Origin of the sequence: Curtobacterium sp. SP.BCo (assembly GCF_051903265.1) — a bacterium.
GTDB lineage: Bacteria > Actinomycetota > Actinomycetes > Actinomycetales > Microbacteriaceae > Curtobacterium.
In genome coordinates this window covers 1,395,701-1,415,007 of the sequence record NZ_CP194337.1, presented here as the reverse complement: position 1 = coordinate 1,415,007, position 19,307 = coordinate 1,395,701, and the positions used below count along the sequence as shown (strand labels likewise).

Annotated in this window: 12 protein-coding genes and 1 tRNA gene; 3 read left to right on the top strand and 10 right to left on the bottom strand. The window is 72.7% G+C overall.

Annotated elements, in window-relative coordinates:
• Positions 1–151 precede the first annotated feature (151 nt).
• Together ACRQ4B_RS06830 and ACRQ4B_RS06825 are read left to right on the top strand one after the other, a co-directional pair.
• Complete coding sequence (locus ACRQ4B_RS06830; protein WP_439693936.1) at positions 152–2,548, top strand: hypothetical protein; 2,397 nt, start codon at positions 152–154, stop codon at positions 2,546–2,548.
• Positions 2,549–2,681: 133 nt separating this feature from the next.
• Entirely contained in the window at positions 2,682–4,352 is a 1,671-nt protein-coding gene (locus ACRQ4B_RS06825) for a class I adenylate-forming enzyme family protein (protein ID WP_439693935.1), read from the top strand.
• A 51-nt stretch (positions 4,353–4,403) separates the two neighbouring features.
• Here ACRQ4B_RS06825 and ACRQ4B_RS06820 read toward each other — a convergent pair whose 3' ends face one another.
• The 8 genes from ACRQ4B_RS06820 to ACRQ4B_RS06785 form a co-directional block, all read right to left on the bottom strand.
• Complete coding sequence (locus ACRQ4B_RS06820; protein ID WP_439693934.1) at positions 4,404–5,729, bottom strand: threonine/serine exporter family protein; 1,326 nt, start codon at positions 5,727–5,729, stop codon at positions 4,404–4,406.
• A 160-nt stretch (positions 5,730–5,889) separates the two neighbouring features.
• Positions 5,890–5,963: transfer RNA gene (locus ACRQ4B_RS06815), tRNA-Leu, on the bottom strand.
• A gap of 74 nt (positions 5,964–6,037) precedes the next feature.
• A complete protein-coding gene (locus ACRQ4B_RS06810; RefSeq protein ID WP_439693933.1) occupies positions 6,038–7,510 on the bottom strand; it encodes an NAD(P)/FAD-dependent oxidoreductase in 1,473 nt (490 codons plus the stop codon).
• Positions 7,511–7,548: 38 nt separating this feature from the next.
• Complete coding sequence (locus ACRQ4B_RS06805) at positions 7,549–8,097, bottom strand: DUF501 domain-containing protein (protein ID WP_439693932.1); 549 nt, start codon at positions 8,095–8,097, stop codon at positions 7,549–7,551.
• Positions 8,098–8,132: 35 nt separating this feature from the next.
• Positions 8,133–8,666 carry an FtsB family cell division protein gene (locus ACRQ4B_RS06800; protein ID WP_439693931.1) on the bottom strand — a complete coding sequence of 178 codons (534 nt, stop codon included), beginning with the start codon at positions 8,664–8,666 and terminating at the stop codon, positions 8,133–8,135.
• Between the two features lie 466 nt (positions 8,667–9,132).
• On the bottom strand, positions 9,133–10,416 hold the full coding sequence (eno, locus tag ACRQ4B_RS06795) for a phosphopyruvate hydratase (RefSeq protein ID WP_079238360.1): 1,284 nt from the start codon (positions 10,414–10,416) through the stop codon (positions 9,133–9,135).
• A 97-nt stretch (positions 10,417–10,513) separates the two neighbouring features.
• Positions 10,514–11,758 (bottom strand): histidine--tRNA ligase, encoded by a 1,245-nt coding sequence (gene hisS / locus ACRQ4B_RS06790; protein WP_439693930.1) that lies wholly within the window; start codon positions 11,756–11,758, stop codon positions 10,514–10,516.
• Between the two features lie 344 nt (positions 11,759–12,102).
• Entirely contained in the window at positions 12,103–12,822 is a 720-nt protein-coding gene (locus tag ACRQ4B_RS06785; RefSeq protein ID WP_439693929.1) for a MazG family protein, read from the bottom strand.
• A 107-nt stretch (positions 12,823–12,929) separates the two neighbouring features.
• On the opposite strand from ACRQ4B_RS06785, the gene nhaA reads away from it, so the two are divergent.
• Entirely contained in the window at positions 12,930–14,108 is a 1,179-nt protein-coding gene (gene nhaA / locus ACRQ4B_RS06780) for a Na+/H+ antiporter NhaA (protein WP_439693928.1), read from the top strand.
• 117 nt (positions 14,109–14,225) lie between these two features.
• Here nhaA and mfd read toward each other — a convergent pair whose 3' ends face one another.
• The gene (mfd, locus tag ACRQ4B_RS06775; RefSeq protein WP_439693927.1) at positions 14,226–17,837 is read right to left on the bottom strand and encodes a transcription-repair coupling factor; all 3,612 of its coding nucleotides are present in this window, start codon (positions 17,835–17,837) and stop codon (positions 14,226–14,228) included.
• Positions 17,838–19,238 (bottom strand): hypothetical protein, encoded by a 1,401-nt coding sequence (locus ACRQ4B_RS06770; protein WP_439693926.1) that lies wholly within the window; start codon positions 19,236–19,238, stop codon positions 17,838–17,840.
• Positions 19,239–19,307: the final 69 nt, after the last annotated feature.

The window sequence follows — 19,307 nt, the reverse complement described above, 5'->3', positions numbered from 1 at the left end:
CGGGCGTCCTCCGGCCCGGCGCCTGGGTTCACGGCCGATTCCCGAGTCGCACACACCGGGCGCTCGGCCTCACCGGCGTGTCGGCCGGTGCGCGCACATCATCCCTTCGGCGTATTGACCGTGGCCGGTTCATCACGTGGGATGGACTCGGATGAACACGCGCGGGGACAACGTGGACGATCGGGCCGTCGGGGGCGACGGCCCTGTTCGGCGTCCCCGGTACACGGTGCTGGTCGCCGCGTGCGCGGTGCTCGTCGCAGGGCTGCTGACGGCTGCGGGAGCGCCGGCGACGGCTGCACCGGCCACGGCCGCCTCGGCCACCGCCGCACCGGCCACCGCCGCACCGGCCGACGCCGCGGCGTCGGTCACCGCCGCCGCAGCCGACGCCGCCGCAGCCGACGCCGCCCCGATCGACGCCGCCGCACCGTCCCCGACCTCGACCCCGGTGCCGCAGAACAACCTCACGCCGAAGCCCGGCACCCCGACGTCCCCGCCGACCGCACGCCCGGTCCGCCCCACGATCGCCGACCCCGGCGACGTCACGAGCAGCTCCGTCCGGCTCCACGGCAGCGGGACGCCGGGGCACGTCGTCCGGGTCGCCGGCCCGGCCACGACCGGCTCCACCGGGTGCTCGACGACGGTCCGCGGCGACGGGTCGTGGTCGTGCATCGCCGCGGTGCGCTCCGGCCCCCAGCAGGTGTTCACCGTCCAGGACCGCACGGACGCCACCCTGGGGTCCGCGAGCGCTCCGGCCTCCGACGTGATCGTGCCACCGACCGTCACGACCACGCGGCCCACCAACGGCCCGGTGTCGGGAACGGGACACCCCGGGTCGACGGTCACGCTGTCCGTGTCGGGCTCGACGACCGACCGCACGGCGACCGTCGGCGGCGACGGCCGCTGGACCCTGATGCTCGGCGGCGCCACACCCGGTGGCGGTGGCGACGCCCGTCCCACGGTGACCGCGACCCAGACCGCGAGCACCGCGGACGGTTACCGGTCCGACCTGCGGAGCGCCGCCTCGGCACCGGTCACGATCGTGCTCGACCGCACGGCACCCGCGGCGCCGCGGATCTCCGCCCCGACGAACGGCGACCGGGTGCGGTCCCAGCCCGTCACCGTGTCCGGGACGGGTGAGCCCGCGGCCGTGCTGACCGTGTACGTCGACCGTGCACCGGTGTGCCGGACCGACGTGCCCGCGTCGGGTCGGTGGTCGTGCTCCACCGCCGGGTCGACCCTCCGCTCGGGTACGCAGGCGCTCACGGCGACCCAGCAGGACGCGGCCGGCAACTTCTCGACGTCGTCGGCGGCCGTCCGGGTCACCGTCACCGCCGCGACCGCCACCCCGACGGACGACGCCGGCAGCCCGAGCGGCACGGCGTCGCACGGCCGCACCCCGACGGAGGGCGCGAACCCCAGGGACACCGGCGGCCCCACGACGACCGGCACCGGTTCCAGCCCGGGCGGCACCGGGACGGGCGGGCACGCCGACGCCGGCGCCGGCCCGCGCCCGGGCGGCACGGCAGCCGGCTCGGACGGGACGGGTCCGCACGGCCTCGACTGGTCCGGTCCCGCCGGTGACTGGACCGCATCGACGTCGTACGACACCACCGTCCCGACGATCCAGGCGGCGTTCTCGTGGCGGACGGTCCTCGTGGCCACCGCGGTCGCCGCCGGGTTCCTCGTGCTCATCGCCGGTCCGCTCGCACTCGTCGCCGGCGCCGCGCGGGGTCGGGTCCGGAACCCGTTCGCGGGGCTGCTCGGCCGGAACCGGTCCCGGGCGGAACGACGACGCGGCGACGTCCTCCCCACCTGGGCGTCGACGACCGTGGCCGTCCTCGTCGTCGCGCTCTGCACCCTGCTCGGTGTCGGTGTCTCGCTCGAGGCCCGCTACGTGCGCCTGGCGATCGCGGTCCTGCTCGGTGCCGCGGCGCTCATGGCAGCGGTCGTGCTCGCCTCTCGGTGGGCCGCGGGCACCGATCGCCGGACCGTGGCGTTCCGGGTGTCCCCGTGGCTCGTGCTCGCGGCACTCGTCGCGTGCGGGGTCACCCGGTCGTTCGACCTGTCGCCCGCGGTCATCGTCGGCGTCGTGCTCGTCCCCGTCGGTCGGCCCGACCTCGACACCGCCGCGCTGCGGCTCGGGTCCGCCATCGCCTCCGGCGCCCGGAGCGCGACCTGGCGCTCACTGGCGCTGCTCGTCGTCGCCGCCGCGGGTTGGGTGCTGCACTCGCTGACGCCGGGCTCCGGGTTCTGGGTCTCGTTCGCCTCCGAGTTCGCCATCACCCTGTGCGTCGGTGGTCTCGGTGCCGTGGTCGCGACGCTGCTGCCGCTGCCGGGTTCGGCGGGCCAGGCGTTGCTCGCGCAGTCCCGCGGTCGCTACGTCGCGATCGCCGCGGTCGCCGTCGCCCTCGCGGCCGCCGTGTACTCCGGATCCGCGGGGACGCACGTCTCCCCCGTCGTGCTCGGCGTCGTCGCCGCGGTCTGCACCGCCGGTGCGATCGCGACCCGGCCCTGGCAACGCGACCCGGCGGTCGACGCACGCACCTGACCGGGCCGCCGCACGCACCGGACGCGCGTCGCGCCTCCAGTCCGGTCCTCCGGCCGCGCGTGGCGGATACGCTGGCGAACGGTGCAGGTCGCACCACCGACCGCTGCAGCACCGACCGCTTCAGGGAGCGACGATGACCGAATCCCGATCCGACTACGACCCGACCCGGTTCCGCGAGGTCTTCGAGTCGAGCTACACCTACGCGAACGGTTTCGCCCGGAACACGCACCGCTTCGCGGACCGGCCGGCGCTGCGGGACCCGGGGAGCGGCCGGTCGTGGACGTACGCCGAGCTCGGCACCGACGTCGACCGGGTCGGTGGATGGCTCGTGCGGCACGGGGTGGGTCACGGCTCCGTCGTGATGGTCGAGCTGTTCAACTCGCCGGAGTTCGCCCTGCTGTACCTGGCGTGCCAGCGCATCGGCGCGGTGTTCTCGCCGACGAACTTCCGGCTCGCCCCCGACGAGGTCGCGTTCATCGTCGAGGACTCCGCGCCCGTGGTCCTCGTGTACGACGCCGATCGGACCGCCGACATCACGGCTGCCCTCGGCAGCGCGCCGCACACCCCCGAGCACGTCGTCGTGGTCGGCGAGGGCACCCGCGACGACGTCCCGTTCGCCGAGCTGCTCGCCGCGGATCCCGTGACCGACGACGAACTCGCCGCCACGATGCCGCGCAGCACCTACGACGAGACCACGCGCCTGTACACCTCGGGGACCACGGGCCGTCCGAAACCCGTGCCGCTGCCGAGCCTCGTCGAGGTGCTCAGCGCGCACGACGTGATCATGCACTTCCCGCTCAGCCCGTTCGACAAGACGCTCAACATGTCCCCGCTCTTCCACCGCGGTGGCCTGTACTCCGGCGGCCCGAACCCGGTGTTCTACGTCGGCGCCGAACTCACCACGCTCCGGCACTTCGACGCCGACCGCGTGCTCGACCTCGTCGAGTCCGAACGGTTGACGTTCCTCATCGGTGCCCCGCCGAACCTCGTGCAGCTCGCGAACGCCCAGGAGGCACAGCCCCGCGACCTGTCGAGCCTGCACGGCATCGTGACCATGGGCGCCCCGCTCGACCGTGCCGCGGCGCTCCGCTACCAGGAGCTCCTCTCCCCGCGGATCTTCAACGGGTACGGCACGACCGAGACGTTCTGGAACACGTTCCTCCGGCCCGAGGACTTCCCCGACGGCGCCGGCTCCACCGGCCGGGCGAGCACCGACGACGACGTCGCCGTGGTGCGCGTCTACGAGGACCGGCTCGCCGACCCGACGGACACCGTGCCGAAGGACGGCTCCGAGATCGGTGAGTTCGCGGTCCGCACGGTGAAGTCCGGCTACTCCTACCGGAACCCGGGGCTCGAGGCGGAGAAGTTCGCGAACGGCTGGTTCTACCCGGGCGACCTCGCGACGTGGGACGAGCACGAGCGCGTGACGATCGTCGGCCGCAAGGACGACATGATCATCTCCGGCGGCGAGAACGTGCACCCCGTGCAGGTGGAGGCGGCCCTGCAGGAGCACCCGGGCGTCGCGGACTCGATCGTGGTCGGGGTCCCCGACGAGCGCTGGGGCGAGGTCGTCACGGCGTACGTCGTCCGCGCGCCGGGTCGGCTGCCCGACGACGACGTCGCCGCAGCCGCCGCGCTCGAGGAGTGGACTGGCTCGCATCCCGGGCTCGCGCGCTACAAGCGGCCGCGGCGGTACCGGTTCGTCGCCGAGCTGCCGTACAACGCGACCGGCAAGAAGGTGCACTACGTCGCCAAGGCGACGGCCGCGGACGACCAAGCCGCGGGCCTGCTGCTCGAGCCGTAGCGGACGGGAGGCGCGGGGCGGCCCCGCCCCGCGCCTCCCGTCCGGCGCGCACTACCCGCGGTGGGGCGCGTTCCGCGCGAAGAGACCGGGCAGGAGCCCGCCGATCTTCGTGCCGATGCACAGGCTGACGAACGTCGCCAGGGGTGTCGCCAGGGCCTCGGGGTCGAACGTCGCGACCGCGACCAACCCCACGGTGCCGGGCACCAGCAGCAGGAACGCCGGGAAGAACGAGACGGTCGCCGGGATCGCCGGCACGAGCCGCTCCAGGAGCCGCGTCGCGACGAAGAGCAACGCCGCCGTCGCACCGGTCGCGACGACGCTCCCCCACACCGGCGTGATCCCGCTCACCAGGGCGTACGCGGTCGTCATGACCGCGACCGAGACCAGCGTCAGGCGCCACCCGGACCGGAACACCAGGCCGAGCCCCACCGCGAGGACGACGACCGCGACCCACGACACCCAGTACGGCGGGACGGCCTCCCACCCGCCGCGCTCCGTGCCGACGCCCGCGACCTCGCCGACGAGTGCGGCCGACGACGGGTCGACGTGCAGCCCGGTGAGCGCACTGCCCGAGGCGATGCCGGCGGCCATGAAGCCGAGCATGATGAGGCCCTGCATCAACCGCGACGACCCGGTGACGATGTCCGACGCGGTCAGCTCCAGCAGCGCGTTCGTGATGAGCGCCCCGGGCACGAACACCGCCACCGGCGCACACACCGCGAACAGCGGGACGTGGTCGAACCCGGTGCCGGCGGCCACGAGTCCGACGATCGTCGTCGACAGGAAGGCCGCCAGGAACGGGATGACGGCGACGGCCTCGCGGAAGCGTCGGAGCGCGAGCCCCAGCACGCCGACGAGGGCTCCGGCACCCAGCGCGACGAGGATCGCCCACCAGGGGCACCGGAACACGACGGTGAGGCCGGCGGCGGTCAGGGCGTTGCCGAGGATCCACGGCAACGCGGGTGGCGGGGTCGTGCCGGCGCGGATGGCACGGACGCGCGCGGGGATCTCGGCGAGGGCGATGGAGCCGCTCTCCAGACCGAGGACGAGCCGGTTCGCCCGGGCCGCCTGGCGCGACGACAACTCGACGCCCTCGGTGTTCACGATGGTGGCGGCGCCCGTCGCGGTCTCGCTGACCATCACCAGCGCGGGCAGCACCCCCACGGCGAGCGTCGGTCCCACGCCGGCTGCGTCGCGGGCCTTCTCGAGCGCGGAACGGACATCGGTGACGGAGCTGCCGGCGTCGAGGAGCAGGGCGCCGAGGGTGCCGAGGAGCATGCCGACGGGGACGGTCTCGCCGTCGACGACCTCGACGTGTGCCTCGGGGCGGCCGAGGGCGTTCCGCAGGTTCGCGAGCGCGCTTCCGAGACTGGCCACGAGACTCGATCGTAGTGCCGGGCAGCGGCGCCGGGCCGGCGGCGCCGGGCCGGCGGCGCCGCGCCGGCTCCGCCGGAGGCCGAGACTCGTGCTGGGCGACAGTTCTCGCGCACCCGAGCGCGAGGACCGTCGTCCAGGCCGAGACTCGGTGCGCCTGACGTACCCCCGGTGGGACTCGAACCCACAACTCGGCGATTTTAAGTCGCGTGCCTCTACCGATTGGGCCACGGGGGCGGGCCGCAACAGCCTACCGACGGGCCGAGGCGGCCACCCCGTCGGGGTGACCGCCTCGGTCGTCGAGCGTGTCGCTACTTGGCGTCGGCCTCGGCCTTCACCGGCTCGGCGTCGTTCGAGACGTCCTTCGCCGGCTCGCCGTACGCGGGACCGGCGGTCCCGGCGGGCTGGCCCTCGGCCGGAGCCTGTGCGGCAGCGGGCGCCGGGGCCTCGGCAGCAGGCTTCGGACGCGACGCGAACGCCTCGAAGGCAGCACGCGGGGTCTCGCGGTCGTCGAGCGACGCGATGTCGCGGCCGAGGAAGAAGCCGCCCACCCAGTCGCCGATGACGCGCCACTTGCGCTCCCACGACGGCATCGCCAGGCCGTGGTAGCCACGGTGGGCGCCCCACGCGAGGAAGCCCTTCATCGCGAACTTGCCGGACTGGAACACGCCGATGCCGAGACCGAGGCCCGCGACGGCACCGAGGTTCTCGTGCTTGTAGTCGTTCGTCGCCTCGCCGCGGAGGGTGGCGACCACGTTCTTCGCGAGCTGCTTCGCCTGACGGACCGCGTGCTGGGCGTTCGGCACGCAGAAGCCGCCGACGCCACCGCCGGTGAGGTCCGGGACGGCCGCGACGTCACCGCAGGCCCAGGCGTCGGCGATCACGCCGTTGTCGTCGACGACGCGGAGGTCGGGCTGCACGCGGATGCGGCCGCGCTGCTCGAGCGGAAAATCGGTGCCCTTGACCATCGGGTTCGCCATGACGCCGGCGGTCCAGATGATGAGGTCGGACTCGATCTTCTCGATCGCGCCGTCGCCCGACTTGAGCTCGCACACACCGCCGACCGCGGAGGCCAGCTGCGTCTCGAGGTGCACGGTGGCACCGCGCTGCGCGAGGTTCTTGAGCACCCAGTGCGACGTCTCGAGCGAGACCTCGGGCATGATGCGGCCCATCGCCTCGACGAGGTGGAAGTGCGTGTCGTCGAAGGAGAGCTGCGGGTGGCTCTTCAGCAGGTCGGTGACGAACGAGCGGAGCTCGGCGAACACCTCGATGCCGGCGAAGCCACCGCCCACGACGACGACGGTCAGCAGGCGGTCGCGCTCGGGACCGGCCGGCAGGTTCGCCGCCTTGTGGAAGTTCGTGAGGATCTTGTCGCGGATGGCCGCTGCCTCTTCGATGGTCTTGAGGCCGATGGCCTCGTCCGCGACGCCCGGGATCGGGAAGGTCCGCGACACCGCGCCGGCGGTCATGACGATCTGGTCGTAGGACTCCTCCCACGCCGCACCCTCGGCCGGGGTGATGGTCGCCGTCTTGGCGGCGTGGTCGACCTTCGTGACCTTCGCGGTGACGACGCGCGTCTTCTTGAGGTGACGACGGTGCGCGACGACCGCGTGGCGCGGCTCGATGGAACCGGCGGCGACCTCGGGGAGGAACGGCTGGTACGTCATGTACGGCAGCGGGTCCACCATCACGACCTCGGCTTCGCCCTGGCGAAGGTGCTTCTCGAGCTTCCAGGCGGTGTAGAAGCCGGCGTAACCGCCGCCGACGACGAGGATCTTGGGCACGGGGGATGATCTCCTTGGGTGTGGGGTCGGGAGTCGAGTCAGACTTCGCCGCCACCCGCCCCGACTCCAGCGTCTGCACCGCCATCATACGCCCGGCACTCACACCGGGAGGGCGACCAGTCCGCGCGCTCGAGCGCGAGGTCGCCGATGGGGTTGACGCCGGGTCCGGCGGCGAGGGCGTGGCCGACGAGGGCGTGCAGGCACTTCACACGGGTGGGCATGCCACCGGCGCTGATGCCGTCGATCTCGTCGACGTGCTCGATCGAATCGCGATCGGCCAGGTAGGACTCGTGGGCCGCGAGGTACGCGGCCGCGGTGGTGTCGTCCTCGAGCAGGGCTGCCAGCTCCGGCATGACCTGGTTGGCCTCGAGGGTGCTGACCGCGGCGGTGGCCGCAGGGTGGCACAGGTAGTAGAACGTCGGGAACGGGGTGCCGTTCGACAGACGGGGCTTCGTGGAGACGACCGTGGGGTTGCCACAGACGCAGCGTGCCGCGATCCCGATGACGTCGCGCGCCGGTCGGCCGAGCTGCGCCGACACGACCTGGACGTCGTGGTCGGAGGGCGGGTCGAAGGGAGGGGTCGTCACGGGAACGTGAGCCTACCGGAGTCCCGCGCCAGCACCTACTTGGTGTCGCCGGTGCCGGAGACGTCCGGTGCGACGAGTTCCTGCTTGGTCTCGTCGGTCAGCCCCGAGGTCAGCACGGACGAGAGCATCGCCTGCACCCAGTCGACCTTCGGCGTCTGCACGGTGGAGCTCACGGGGGTGCCGGAGTCCGTCGTGGGAGTGCGGTCCGCCTTGCTGTTCTCCGCGCCCATCACGAGGTAACTCTCCTCGCCCGGGTACACGTAGAGGAGTCGGTCGCGCGCCTGCGCCTCGATGTAGGCGGGGTCGTCCCAGCGCGCGACGTCCTTCTTCTTCTGCGCCACGTCGGCCTTCTGGCTCGCGACCTCGCGCTGCTGCTGCGCGATCTGCTCCTGCTGCTGGATGAGCGTGCGGAGCGACGGCGCGAGGACGACGACGAAGAGCACGATGATCGCCAGCATGAGCAGACTGAAGCCCGAGAACCGGATCGACCGGTACCACGGCTGCTCGGACGCGCCGTGCTCCGGCATGGCCACGGGGACGCGGCGGACGCGGGGCTTCTGGCTGGGCACGGGTCGACGATAACCCGACGTCGCGGGTCCGTCGGGTCGGCACGCGGTGCGGACCGCCTCGCTCGGCACCCTCTCAGCCCGGTCTGGAGGCACGGCTCACCCCCGCCCCGCCGGTCACGACCCGCGGATGGCCGGCTCGCTGGTGGCCGGACGCGGGCGCGCGGCGCGGGTGGGGGCCGCGGGTGCGGCGCGGGTGGCGGATGGACGGCGCGGGTGCGCGGCGCGGGACACGCGGGGCGGGTGCGCCGCGCGGGACACGCCGAGCGCGTGTCGCCGAGGTCGCACGAAGTGTCGCCTGCGCGCGGCGCGTGCGGCATGTCGTGCGACCTCGACGTCCGGCGTGCGGCACGTCGTGCGACCAGTGCCACGAGGCACCGCGGGCCCGCGGCCCCACGGCCCCGTGGCCCCGTGGAACGACGAGACGCCGCCCTCCCGGAGGAGGACGGCGTCTCGTGCGGCGTGCTGGTTACAGGGCAGCCGACCGCGGGAAGGCCGAGCGACCGGCGTACACCGCGGCGTCGCCGAGCTCTTCCTCGATGCGGAGCAGCTGGTTGTACTTCGCGACGCGGTCCGAACGGGCCGGTGCGCCGGTCTTGATCTGGCCACCGTCGACCGCGACCGCGATGTCCGCGATCGTGGTGTCCTCGGTCTCGCCGGAGCGGTGCGACAGGATCGAGGTGAGGCCGTGACGGTGCGCCAGGGAGACGGCGTCGAGGGTCTCGGTCAGGGTGCCGATCTGGTTCACCTTGACGAGGATCGAGTTCGCGGCCTTCTCGTCGATGCCCCGCTGCAGACGCTTCGGGTTGGTGACGAACAGGTCGTCGCCGACGATCTGCACCTTGTCGCCGAGCTCGGCGGTCAGGTGGGTCCAGCCGGCCCAGTCGTCCTCGGCCAGCGGGTCCTCGATCGTGGCGAGCGGGTAGTCGCGGACGAGCTCGGCGAAGTACGCGGTGAACTCCTCGCTCGACAGCTGCTTGCCCTCGAACGAGTACTTGCCGTCGTTGAAGAACTCGGTCGAGGCGACGTCGAGGCCGAGCGCGATGTCCTTGCCCGGCGTGAAGCCGGCCTTCTCGATCGCGGCGAGCAGGAAGTCGAGCGCGGCACGGTTCGACGCGAGCTCCGGCGCGAAGCCGCCCTCGTCGCCGAGGCCGGTCGCGAGACCCTGCTTCTTCAGTTCGCCCTTGAGGGCGTGGTACGTCTCGACACCCCAGCGGAGCGCCTCGGAGAAGGACTCGGCGCCGTAGGGCACGAGGAAGAACTCCTGGATGTCGACGTTGGTGTCGGCGTGGGCGCCACCGTTCACGACGTTCATCAGCGGCACGGGCAGGGTGTGCGCGTTCGGGCCGCCGAGGTAGCGGAACAGCGGCAGGTCGGCCGAGTCGGCGGCGGCACGGGCCACGGCGAGCGATGCGCCGAGGATCGAGTTCGCGCCGAGGCGGGACTTGTTCTCGGTGCCGTCGAGCTCGATGAGCGCGGCGTCGACGAGGCGCTGGTCGGTGGCGTCGAAGCCCTCGAGCGCCGGGCCGATCTCGTCGAGGACGGCGTCGACGGCCTTGAGGACGCCCTTGCCGCCGTAGCGGGCCTTGTCTCCGTCACGGAGTTCGTACGCCTCGAACGCACCGGTGGAGGCACCGGAGGGGACGAGCGCGCGGGACACGACGCCGTCGTCGAGGAGGACCTCGACCTCGACCGTCGGGTTGCCTCGGGAATCGAGGACTTCGCGTGCTCCTACGGCATCGATCACGGCCACGGGGTACTCCCTACACGTTCGGTTGTGGTGATTGCGGGATCGATCCTACCGAGGCGCAGGTGAACACGAGGCGCGCATGACGCCGCCGGTGGAGAACTCACGCGAGCGGGCGGAACTCCAGGCCCTCGAGCGACTCGGTGTCGGCGCGCACGGAGGCGAACGCGTCGAACCCCTGCTCGACGAGCCCCGCGAGCAGGTTCTTCGTGTTCTTCGTCCGTCGTTCGAGCCGGACCCGGCGGTGTCCGTCCAGGGCCTCGGCCTTGAGCGCGGCGAGCCGGACCGGATCGACGTCCTTGTCGTAGACGAGGACGACGGCATCGGACTCGTTCGCCTCCGGCAGGGTCACCAGGTCGACGAGCCGCTCGAACCCGAGCGAGAACCCGACTGCGGGCACGTCCTGCCCGAGGAACCGGCCGATCATCCCGTCGTACCGTCCGCCGCCACCGAGGCTGTAGCCGAAGTCGGGGTGCGCCACCTCGAAGATCGTGCCCGTGTAGTACCCCATGCCGCGCACGAGCGTCGGGTCGAAGCGCAGGTCGACTCCGGGCAGCGCGGTCCGCAGCCGCAGGAGGTCGTCGAACGCGTCGGCGTCGAGCCAGTCCGCGCCGGCGACGGCGTCCCAGTCGGCGGACTCGAGCGCACGGATCGTGTCCTCGAGCCCGGGCAACTCTGCCCCGATCGTCTCGCGCAGCTCGGCTGCCACGCCGTCCGGCCCGATCTTGTCGAGCTTGTCGATCGTGATGAGGGCACGGTCAGCCGCCGACTGCTCGGTGATCCCCCATGACGCGAGCAGCGCCAGGAGGATCCGTCGGTCGTTGATCCGGATCGTGGTGCCGCCGATCCCGAGCGCGTCGAGCGCCGCGGTGGTCGCGTGGATCAGTTCGATCTCGGCGAGCTGCCCCGGCTCGCCGAGGATGTCGATGTCGCACTGCACGAACTGCCGGTAGCGCCCCTTCTGCGGACGCTCCGCCCGCCAGACCGGCGCGATCTGCACGGACCGGAACACCGCGGGCAGCTCGGCACGGTGCGAGGCGTAGAACCGGGCGAGCGGGACCGTCAGGTCGAACCGCAGGCCGAGGTCGGCGAGGTCGAGCGGTGCCTGGGCGCGCTGCAGGTCGTCGGTGCCGAGTCCGCGCTTCATGACGGCGAACGCGAGCTTCTCGTTGTCGCCACCGAGACCGGAGTGCAGGCGGGCGGCGTCCTCCACGACCGGGGTCTCGATCTCGTCGAACCCGTGCCGGGCGTACACCCCGCGGATCACGCCGAGCACGTGCTCACGCCGGGCCTTGTCCGCCGGGAGGAAGTCGCGCATGCCACGGGGTGCCGTCACGGTCGAAGCCATGGGGCAATTCTGGCAGACGGGCATCGCGGGGTTGTGCAGCCTCCAACCTGCTGATATTCTGAATCCAGAACCTCGGTCCGGCGGATGCCTGATCCATCTGCCGGACCGATCGCGAGGGCAACGTGCTGCAGTGTGCCCCGCGGTTCGAGCGGGCTTCCCTGTCGGCACCTCTGTCCCTGGTGGTGCCGACTGCCCGCTCGCGGGCGTCCTCCTTTTTTCGGGTTGGGAGGACGCCCGCATTCTCCTGCCGTCCGCGGGCCGGACGTCGCGCTGCCGCGATGTACGCGGACGGCACGCCCGTGCCCCGCGCCACTCCCCGGCGCGGCTCACTCCCCCGGCGCGGCTCACTCCGCCGCGCGACCCGCCGTCTCCAGCTCCGCCACGGCGGCACGCAGGCTCGCGACCGGGTCGATCCCGGCGTCCCTCGCCTCCGCGACCGACGCGAGCAGCCTTGCGCCCCAGCCCCGGTCGACGCCGCCGGCTCGCGCACCGCCGCCAGGAGCAACCGGCACGTCAGGAGCGACCGGCACGTCAGGACCGACCGGCACGTCGGACGCGACCGGCGCGCCCTGGACCCGGCCGACCACCGAGGCGACGACCGCGGCGGCGTCTCCACGTTCCTCCAGGCGTTCCAGCAGCTTCACCGCACGTTCGAGCGGCGGCATCGCCCGTGGCACCCCGTCGAAGGCGCTCCGGCGCGAGGACTTCTCTGCCGCCTTCGCCGCCCGCCAGACGCGCACGACGTCCTCGACGGTGTCCGCCCGCTCGTCGCCGAACACGTGCGGGTGCCGGCGCACCATCTTGTCCCGGGCACCGGCGGCGACGTCCTCGAGGTCGAAGGACGACGCGAGTCCCGCGTGCAGCACCACCTGGTAGAGCACGTCGCCGAGCTCCTCGCGCAGGTCCTCGTCGTCGCCGGAGTCGATGGCGTCGACGAGTTCGTACGACTCCTCGACCACGTAGCGTGCGAGCGACGCGTGGTCCTGTGCCCGGTTCCACACGCACCCGGAGTCGGGGTCGAGCAGGCGGTCGACGACGGCGACGAGGTCCGAGACGGCGGTCATGCCGTCATGCTCGCACGGCGGGTGTCAGCGCCGACCGGTAAACTGCTCGAGGCGTGTCGGGAAGTCTGGTCGACGAGTCCGCACCCGACCCCGAACGACGGAGCTCCATGTCCGCACTCGTCCGCTCCCCCCGCTTCAGCGCCATCGCGCTCCTCACCGCCGCCGTGCTCGGCCTCCTCGTGGCGAACTCGCCGCTCGGGCCCGGGCTCGAGGACGTCCTGCACGTGCACGCGCCGTGGGGGGTCGTCGGGCTGGACCTCTCGGTGTCGCACTGGATCAGCGACGGTCTGCTCGCGGTGTTCTTCCTGCTGGTCGCGATCGAGCTCAAGCACGAGCTCGTCGCCGGGGAGCTCTCCAACCCGAAGACCGCGATCATCCCCGCGATCGCGGCGGTCGGCGGCGTGCTGGTGCCGGCCGGCGTGTACCTCGCGGTCACCGTCGGCACGCCCTACGGCCACGGCTGGCCGATCCCGACCGCGACGGACATCGCCTTCGCGCTCGGCGTCCTCGCGATGTTCGGCCGTGGCCTGCCGTCCACGCTCCGGGTCTTCCTGCTCGCGCTGGCCGTGCTCGACGACCTCATCGCGATCGTCATCATCGCCGTGGTGTTCGCGCACGACACCGACTTCGTGGCGCTCGGCGGCGCCGTCGTGGTCCTCGCGCTGTTCTGGCTGCTCGGCAAGGCCCTCCGCCCGGGTCGCCCCGGGCAGGCGTGGGTCATCGCGGGCATGGCCCTGCTCGGCCTGATCACGTGGTGGCTCGTCCACCACTCGGGCGTCCACGCGACGATCGCGGGCGTGGCGCTCGGCCTGGTGCTGCCCCGCCGTCCCGGGCACACCCTGCACGAGAACGTCGAGCCGTGGTCGAACGCGATCGTCCTGCCGGTGTTCGCGTTCGCCTCGGCCGCGGTCGTCGTGCCGGCGGTCGGCATCGGCGAGCTCTCCCCCACGTTCTGGGCCGTCGTCCTCGCGCTTCCGGTCGGCAAGGTCATCGGCATCACGCTGTTCGGGGCGGTCGCGACCCGGATCTTCCGGGCTCCCGGTCGGGCGACGCTGTCGTTCTGGTCGATCGTGACCGTCGGGGTGCTCGGCGGGATCGGGTTCACCGTGTCGCTGCTCATGAACGAGCTCGCGTTCGCGCAGAACGAGGAGATCCTCGACGAGGGCGTGCTCGCGGTGCTGGTCGGCTCCGGGATCGCGATCGTCGCGTCCGCCGTCGTGGTGAGCGTGCGGGCGCGTCTGTACCGGGCGCGCCGTGCACTGTCCGAGGCCGAGGCGACCGAGTAGCACCCCGCGGGTGCCGGCCCCGCCGCTGCGGCGCCACCCACCGGTCTGGAGGCGCGGTGCCAGCCCGCACCGTGCCTCCCGTCCGACGTCACTCGCCACCACGGCGCGGCGCCGCAGCTACGCGGCGGGCGTCTCCGCCGGCGCCTTCGAGGCGCCGTACACGGCCGTGAGGATGCTCTCCACCCAGTCGATGAGCGCGTCGTCCGGCAGCGTCTCGCCGTGCGGCTTCGGCAGCGGGATGCTGGCGGCGTCCTGCTGCGGGAACCACCGGGCGCCCGGGTACATCCGCTTGAGCCGCACCTGGGCCGAGTCCGGCAGCTCCTTGCCCGCGACGCGCAGGTTCGAGCCCATCACGACGACGTCCGACAGCCCGACCTGCTGTGCCATGCGGCGGAGGCGGGACACCTCGACGAGGGTCTTCACCGCCTGCGGCGGCTGCCCGTACCGGTCGGTGAGCTCGTCGAGGACCATGTCGATCCCCTCCGCCTGGGCAGCCGGGGCCGAGGCGGCGGAGAGCTTCTGGTACGCCTCGAGCCGCAGCCGTTCGGACTCGACGTAGTCCTCGGGGATGTGCGCGTCGACGGGGATCTCGAGCCGGAGCTCGGTCTGCCCCTCGGCGACGTCCCCGCGGAACTGCGAGACGGCCTCGCCGATCATGCGGAGGTACAGGTCGAAGCCCACGCCGGCGATGTGCCCGGACTGTTCGCCGCCGAGCAGGTTGCCGGCGCCGCGGAGCTCGAGGTCCTTCATCGCCACCTGCATGCCGGCACCGAGCTCGTTGTTCGCCGCGATCGTCTCGAGGCGGTCCTGGGCGGTCTCGGACAGCGGCTTGTCGGCGTCGTAGAGGAAGTACGCGTAGCCACGCTCCCGGCCACGCCCGACGCGACCACGGAGCTGGTGGAGCTGCGAGAGCCCGTACTTGTCCGCCTTGTCGATGATGAGCGTGTTCGCGTTGGCGATGTCCAGGCCGGTCTCGACGATCGTGGTGGACACCAGGACGTCGAACCGGCGCTCCCAGAAGTCGACCATGACCTGCTCGAGGGTGCTCTCCGACATCTGCCCGTGCGCGACGGCGATGCGGGCGTCCGGCACGATCTCGGCGAGGTGCGACGCCACGGACTGGATGTCCTTGACGCGGTTGTGCACGTAGAACACCTGGCCCTCGCGGAGGAGCTCGCGGCGGATGGCCGCGGCGACCTGCAGGTCCGACTGGGGCCCGACGAACGTGAGGATCGGGTGCCGGTCCTCCGGCGGCGTGGCGAGCGTCGACATCTCCCGGATGCCGGTCACCGCCATCTCGAGGGACCGCGGGATCGGTGTCGCGGACATCGCGAGGACGTCCACGTTCGTCTTGAGCTTCTTCAGCTGGTCCTTGTGCTCGACGCCGAAGCGCTGTTCCTCGTCGATGATGACGAGTCCGACGTCCTTGAACTGGATGCCCTGCGACAGGATCCGGTGCGTGCCGATGACGATGTCGACCGTGCCGTCCGCGAGCCCGGCGATCGTCTCCTTCGACTCCTTCTCGGTCTGGAACCGGCTCAGGGCGCGGAGGTGCACCGGGAAGCCGGCGAAGCGTTCCTGGAAGGTCTCCATGTGCTGCCGGACGAGCAGCGTCGTCGGCACGAGCACGGCGACCTGCTTGCCGTCCTGCACGGCCTTGAACGCGGCGCGGATCGCGACCTCGGTCTTGCCGTAGCCGACGTCGCCGGAGAGCAGGCGGTCCATCGGGATCGGGCGTTCCATGTCGCGCTTGATCTCGTCGATGGTGGTGAGCTGGTCGGCGGTCTCCGCGAACGGGAACGCCTCTTCCAGCTCGCGCTGCCACGGGGTGTCCGGCCCGAACGCGTGCCCCTTCGACGCCATCCGCGCGGAGTAGAGCTTCACGAGGTCGACGGCGATGTCGCGGACGGCCTTGCGCGCCTTGCTCTTCGCCGCGGACCAGTCGCTGCCGCCCATCTTCGACAGGCTCGGCGACTCACCGCCGACGTAGCGCGAGAGCTGGTCGAGCTGGTCGGTGGGGACGAACAGCTTGTCGCCCGGGTAGCCGCGCTTCGACGGCGCGTACTCGAGCACGAGGTACTCGCGTTGCGTCTTCACGGCGTTGCGGCCGCCGCTGGAGACCTCGCGCGAGACGAGCTCCACGAACTTGCCGATGCCGTGGGTGGCGTGCACGACGACGTCGCCCGGCTTCAGCTGCAGCGGGTCGACGACGTTCTTGCGACGGCTCGCGAGCTTCTTGACGGTGCGCGCACCCTGCTGGACGCTGCGGCCGTAGAACTCGGCCTCGCTCAGGACGGCGATGCGCGGTTCCGGGGTGGCGAAGCCGTGCTCGACGACGGCGGTCGTGACGACGGCGACGCCCGGGGCCGGGGGCGCGGTGAGGTCCTCGGCACGGGCGGCGACCCCCGCGTCGGCGAGCACCTGCACCGCGCGCTCGACCAACCCCTGGCCCTGCGCGGTCACGACGACGGCCCACCCGTCGTCGGTGAGCTGCTTGACGTGTGCGATCGCTCCGTCGGCGCTGCCGGCGAAGCTCGGGATCGCCTCGGCCCGGACGCGGATGTAGTCGCCCGCTTCGGCCACGGCCTCGGCGTCGGTGAGGACGCGCTCGGCGTCCCCCTCGTCGAGCCCGGAGTCGAACGGGGACACCGTCCACCAGGTGCGCTGCCCGCGACCGAGCTTGAGCTGCTGCACGGAGAGGAAGTTGCCGGCGTCGAGGTCGATCGGCGCCTGGGCCCCGGCGACGGCGGCGCTCCAGGCAGCCTGCAGGAACTCGGTGTTCGTCTCGGCGAGGCTGTGCGCACGGCCGCTGACGCGCTCGGGTGAGAGCACGGCGATGATCGACTCGGGCGGCAGGTAGTGCGTCACCGGCACGAGGTCCTGCACGAGCGCCGGCGCGAGGGACTCCATGCCCTCGACCGGGATCCCCTCGGCGATCTTCGCGAGCATCTGGGACAGGTTCGGGAACTCGTGGAGCATCTCCCGCGCGCGCTGCCGGACGTCGTCGCTGAGCAGGAGTTCGCGCGAGGCCGTGAGTTCGACCGAGCCGAGGTCGTCGTCGGTGGTGCGCTGGTCGGCGACGGAGAAGGCCTTGATCGCCTCGATCTCGTCGCCGAAGAAGTCCACGCGCACGGGGTGGTCGGCCGTCGGCGGGAAGACGTCGAGGATGCCACCGCGGACGGCGAACTCGCCGCGACGGGTGACCAGGTCGACGCGGGCGTACGCCATGTCGACGAGCTGCCCGGCGATGGTGCCGAGGTCGTTGCCACGGGACTCGGTGCGCAGCACGATCGGCGCGAGCGACGTCAGGTTGCCCGCGATCGGCTGCAGCGCCGCTCGCACGCTCGCCACGACGACGGTCGTGCGGCGGTCGGTGGCCGGGGCGTCCTGCCACGCGGCGAGCTTCCGGAGGGTCGCGATGCGCGTCCCCACGGTCTGCGCGCTGGGACTGAGGCGCTCGTGCGGCAGGGTCTCCCACGCCGGGAACTCGAGGACCTCGGCATCGGGCAGGTAGCTGCCGACGGCGTCACGGACCGCCTCGGCCTCACGCCCCGTCGCCGTGATCACGAAGACGCACTGTGGCCCGTTCCGCTCGGCCAGCAGCGCGCCGAGGAGCGGGACGCGCAAGCCGTCGACGACCGAGAAGTCGGCGTCGCGGTTCGCCGTGCGCAGGACGCGATCGAACGCGGAGGCGCGCGAGAGCGCAGGGATGATGCCCGAGATCGTCACTCAGGACATGGTACCGGGGGTGTCCGACACCGCGTCCGGCGTGCGCGGGGAGCGAACGGGGCGGGTCCGGCGCAGTCCGAGGGCGAGCCCGCCGAGGACGAGGGCCGCTGCCAGCAGGAGGACGGGGACGAGGGGTGGGGCACCCGTCCAGGCGAGACGGCCCGGTCCCGCCGCGAGCGAGCGGCCGCCTGGAGGCACGGAGCCGTCGCCGGGACCACCCACGGTGGGCGACGGGGTCGCCTCGCGGCCGGGGGCCGTCGTCGGTTCCGTCGGCAGGTCGTCGGGCGGCCCGGTGGTCGGCACCGGCGCGGTGGTCGCTGTGCCGCCCGGTCGTGGCCCGACGGTCGCCGACGGCGAGGGCTCGGCCGTCGGATCGGGCGTCTGCGCCGGCGTCGGCGTCGGCGTCTGCGTCGGCGTCGGCGTCTGCGTCGGCGTCTGCGTCGGCGTCGGCGTCGGCGTCGTGCTCGGACCGGGCGCCGGGGCCGCCCGTCCCGAGGAGACGGCCGTCACGACTCGCTGCCGGTTGTAGTCCGCCACGACGAGCTCCCGGCCGGGCCCGACGGACACCGCGGTCGGGTCCAGGAGCCGCGAGCCGTCCGGAGCAGCCCCGAACGCCATCGACCAGACTCCGTCCGTCCGCGCCCACACCGATCCGCGACCGTGGTCGACCACGAAGACGTCCCCGCCGTCGACCGCCACCCCGCGCGGTCGGGACAGCCCGTCAGCCGGGAACCCGAGGGCCGTCACCACCCCCGTGTCCCGCTCGACCTGCCAGACCTCGTCGGTGCCCGCATCCGACACGGTCAGGGTCGCTCCGTCGGCGGACAGCGCGACACCGCTCGGGTCCGTCCAGGGCCCGGCGACCGTGGACCACGTGTCCGACCCGAGCTCGGTGGTGAACAGCGAGCCGCTGCCCGGCACCGCCGCGTACACCGTGGTACCGGTCACGGCGAGCTCGGAGACCGCACGACGAGCCGGAGGGACGGTCCGCGAGAGCACGGTCCCGCCTGCGTCGAGGACCGTCAGCGCCGGTCGTCCGGCTTCCGCGACGACGATGCGGCCGTCGGACGCGGTGGTCACGGCCGACGGGTTCCACATGTCGCCCCGCCCCGTGCCGAAGGGTGCGACCACACTCCAGGTGCCCGCGACCGACCGGCGCAGCAGGCCGTTCGCGGAGAAGTCCGCGACGAGCAACGACCCGTCGGCGGCGTGGTGCACGTCGTTCGGTGCGCCGAGTGCGGTGGCGACCGGCGGCGCGGAGGACTCGGCGGTGATCGGTGTCCAGGTCTCGGTCGCTGCGACGGCGTGGTCCGGGCTGAGCAGGGCCACGACACACGCCGCCGTGACCGCGACCACGGCGGGCAGCATGCCGAGCACCGCCCGGTGTGCCGGTCGTCCCACGTCCGCCCCCCTCGCCGTCGGGGACGATCGCCCCGTCGGCGACGCTACCGACCGGCAGGGTACACGGTG